Source organism: Candidatus Streptomyces philanthi, from assembly GCF_059553635.1.
The window spans coordinates 1-3,909 of the sequence record NZ_JCANQV010000415.1 but is presented as its reverse complement, the minus strand read 5'-3'; the positions used below and the strand labels follow the sequence as shown (position 1 = coordinate 3,909).

Sequence of the window (3,909 nt, the reverse complement as noted above, 5' to 3'; positions counted from 1 at the left end):
CACTGCCCCGCTGACCCGCCCGGCGACGGTCCGCGTACGGCGGACCACGCCCGGCACCGTGGCCGACGACACCCTGCCGCGGGGTGCGAAGGCGCGTACCCTGCGTCCCATGAGGGAGGACCCCCACGAGGGGGCGGCAGCCCCCGACCCGCACACCGCCCGCGGCGGCGACGCCGGACGGTCCCCCGCCGGCGCCCACGCGGACATCCCCGAGGTCTGGCACGGCACGGCCACCAACCGCGTCCAGTGGCTGCTGGCCGGCATCGGCGCGGCCTGCCTCGCCCTCGGCGTCGTCCTCGCCGTCGAGAGCCGGTGGACCAACGGCCTGGCGCCCCTGGTGATGGCCGTGGTCGGCTGTGTCGCGGCCGGCCTGCTGGTGATGTTCGGCACGCTCGCCTTCGTCCACGTCCAGGTCCGCGTCGACCGGGACCACCTGGAGTTCCGCTGCGGCCACATCGGCGTACCGCGCGGCCGCATCCCCCTCGCCCACATCACGGACGTTGACTTCGTGCCCAGCGTCACCCCCCGCCACTGGGGTGGCTGGGGCTACCGCTGGCGCCCCGAGCAGGGCACCGCCGTCGTCGTACGCCGCGGGGAGGCACTGCTCCTCCGCCTCGGCGACGGACGCACGATCACGGTCACCGTCGACGACGCGGAGTCCGCCGTCCGCTGCATCCGCAGCCGGCTCCGCCCGCGCGACGGCAGCCCGGCCGGCACCTGACCCGCCCCACGGCGCGCGGCACGCCCGCGCCCGGTATGTCGTCTAGGGTGCACTGCATGCCTACACCCGACTTCATCCGTGACATCCGGGCCTCCGTCGGAGACCGGCTCCTGTGGCTGCCCGGGGTGAGCGCCGTGGTGTTCGACGACGCCGGACAGGTCCTCCTGGGCAGGCGCGCGGACACCGGCGGCTGGTCGGTGATCGGCGGCATCCCCGAACCGGGCGAACAGCCCGCACAGACCGCGGTACGTGAGGTCTACGAGGAGACAGCGGTACGGGTGGTACCCGAACGCATCGTCCTCGTCGAGGCCCTGCCCCCCGTCCGCTACCCCAACGGCGACCGCTGCCAGTTCATGGACACCTGCCTCCTGTGCCGCGCCGTCGGCGGCGAGGCGCGGGTCAACGACGACGAGTCGCTGGAGGTCGGCTGGTTCCCCCTGGACGCCCTCCCGGACCTGGAGGACTTCGCACTGAACCGGATCAAGCGCGCGCTGGAGGAGGGGCCGGCGTGGTTCGAGGGGGCGGGGGAGCGGCCGCAGGCCCGGTGAGCTTCGGGGCGCGCGACCGGGGGCGACGGCGCATGCCAGGGCCCGGGCCCTGCCGCCGGACGCTGCTTGCCCCGCGGCGCCCGGCACGCCCGCTCGCGGCGTTGCCGGTGAAGGTGGCGCCGACCTGCGGAGATCTCTGACAATCTAAGCCCTGACCTGCGCTGTTATGGAATCGGCGGCCTGCTGCGTCCCGACGCGTCCCGCGCTGAGACTCCCTGGAAACCCCCTGGATTCGTGCTCGAACTCCCTGGCATGAGGGCACGGTCCGGAGGAGTTCGGAGACCTTCCTCACTGGACGTCGGCAACTCTCCGTAACTGCCGAGGGAACAGCCTTGCGGTGCCTCCCCCGGTACCGGAAGCCTCCCGCACCACAGCAGCGATGGCAGTCCGACACCGAGAGGTGCGGCGCACGCCGCAAACGCGCTGCTGGGGGATGTACGAGCCGATCCCGGTTGCCGCGGCGCCGCTGTAGGGAAAGCGGCGACCGGACGTTCCGCAGCAGCGCGCTACGGTACGACGAGGTGTGGATGATTCTGGAGGTTGGCACAGCCCGCGCGCACGAAACCGTGGGGCCGCCTCGGCGCCGAGCCCGGAACGCCCGTCCACCTCTCGGCTTTGTACTGCAGCGTGGACGTCGTGGAAGCCGTGTCGGTCTGGACGAACTGGTGAGCATCGGAGGCTCACGACTGCTGGTCGCTGGTCGCTGGTCGGCTGGTTCGCCACGGGACCGGGTGGTCGAGGGAGCCACTGCACGCCCCCACTGCCCTGGGGAAGGCCGCGCTCGGCCTGACCGGGACAGCGTGATGACGATACCGGTGCTCAGGACCGCGTCGTCGTCGGCCCGGCCACCAGGGGATTCACCGTTCAGGCCCGCCGCTGGGTCGTCGAACGCACCCTGGGCCAGCTGATGAACCACTGTCGCCTGGCCCGCGGCTACGAAGCCCTGCCCGCTCGCTCCGAAGCCGTGATCCATCTCGCGATGATCAACCTTATGGACCGCCGGCTCACTGGCGAAGCCACCCCCACCTGGTGCGGAACTTGACCCTCAAAACCGGGGACGAAACACCCAGTAAGGACGAGCAGTTCTTCGTCAGGTGCGGCCGCCGCAGTGACCTGGGTTCCGGGCACAGCCTCGCCAGCACCGCGAGTCATCCTGGTCAGGAGGGAGCGAGAACAAGGTTCCAGACGGCTGCCCCTTCACCCGGAGCTTCGCGGTGCGCACAAGGACGGGCAGCGGGGTGGTCTCGGGCAGGTTGGAGAGCCAGAACTGCACGGGCTCGTCCCGGCCGGTAGGCCACTCGGCCGGCAGCCAGCGAAACGGAAGCTCGGTGCCGGCCGTGGCCTCGTGGATCTCGCGTCCGGCGGGCCGGATCCGCAGGGCCACGAAGCGCGAGTACATGCGTTTGTGTCCGCTGCGGCCGCTGCCGGGCCGTGATCCCTCCCGCTACTGCACCGGCCGCGCGGTGTGTTTCCCGGCCGCGATGACCAGGCTCTTCACGGTCTGCGCCGGATCGGGGTAGGCCGGGACCGGCCGTCGTCCCCGACCGGTGTAGGCCGGGGTGCAGGGCCGTGTGTACTCGGGGTGCGCGGTGGTCGTGGTCGAGACGCCCACCACGTGGTCGAGACCGCGTTCCTCCAGGCCGGGCCGGAAGGCAGCCGTGTCCCCGTAGCCGCCGTCGGCGATGACCTGGAGCACCTCGATGCCCCAGGACCGTGTCTCGTCGATCATGTCGAGGGCCAGCTGCCACTTCTCGACATGGCCCACCTCGGCGGGGATGGCGCACTTGGTACGGCGGGCCACTTTGGCCGGATCGGCTTTCGGCGAGGCGGGATCCCAGCTCCCGGGCAGGAACAGACGCCAGTTCACCGCCGCCGAGGCACCGTTGGAAGCCAGGTGCAGCGAGACCCCGGCCTGACAGTTGGTGACCTTGCCCGCCGTCCCCGTGTACTGCCGGGTCACACACGCCGACGCGTCCCCGTCCTTGAGAAACCCGCTGTCATCGATGATCAACGCGGTGGGCTTGATGACCGGCTGCATACGCCAGGCCAGACGGGCCCGCACATGCACCGCATCCCACGGGCTGGAAGTGACGAAGTGGGCCAACGCCTGCCGGTTCCCGTCCTCGCCCAGCCGGGCGGCCATCGGCTCCACTGACTTGCGCCCACCGTCCAACAGCAGGCCCCGCAGATAGACCTCGCCCCACCGACGCTGATCCGCTCGCGCGAACGGCTCGAACATCTCCGCCGCGAAGCCCTCCAGATCACACCGGACCGCGGGACCTATTCCCTGGCAGCGGCCTTGGGAAGACGCGGCGGCGCCCCAACCCACTTGTGCCGGGTGGGCTGGGGCAAGGCTTAGGTCAAGCGGAGCGCCTCCTGTGCCGCATAACTGGCATCATGACAAGGGCCAGATCCATGCGTTCCGCCGACAACTTCAGGAGGGGGAAGTGAGAACCCCGCACATAATCGAGCAAAAGGCGATGAAGAGCGGATGTGGAAGGCCACTTCGCCAGTACGTACGCAGACGGACTGATCATCATCCCGCTCGTGCCGGTCTGGCCGACCTGCTCCATATGCAGGTACTCGACGTTCATTGTCATGCTGCCTTCGGGGATGGTGGCCATCGCGACGATGACGAAC

General features: G+C 70.5%; 3 protein-coding genes and 2 pseudogenes. 3 read left to right on the top strand and 2 right to left on the bottom strand.

Translation table 11 applies throughout. The features are described from left to right. Positions 1 to 109 precede the first annotated feature (109 nt). From AC51EU_RS28090 to AC51EU_RS28080, 3 genes and pseudogenes are all read left to right on the top strand, one after another. Entirely contained in the window at positions 110 to 721 is a 612-nt protein-coding gene (locus tag AC51EU_RS28090) for a hypothetical protein (protein WP_496269898.1), read from the top strand. 56 nt (positions 722 to 777) lie between these two features. Next, positions 778 to 1,269 carry an NUDIX hydrolase gene (locus tag AC51EU_RS28085; RefSeq protein WP_496269897.1) on the top strand — a complete coding sequence of 164 codons (492 nt, stop codon included), beginning with the start codon at positions 778 to 780 and terminating at the stop codon, positions 1,267 to 1,269. Between the two features lie 841 nt (positions 1,270 to 2,110). After that, positions 2,111 to 2,311: pseudogene (locus tag AC51EU_RS28080) on the top strand (transposase); the annotation flags it as partial. A 159-nt stretch (positions 2,312 to 2,470) separates the two neighbouring features. Here AC51EU_RS28080 and AC51EU_RS28075 read toward each other — a convergent pair. Then, positions 2,471 to 3,553, bottom strand: a pseudogene (locus AC51EU_RS28075) (IS701 family transposase); the annotation flags it as partial. Positions 3,554 to 3,629: 76 nt separating this feature from the next. Continuing rightward, a partial coding sequence (locus AC51EU_RS28070) for a hypothetical protein (protein ID WP_496269896.1) occupies positions 3,630 to 3,909 on the bottom strand: 280 nt, incomplete at its 5' end.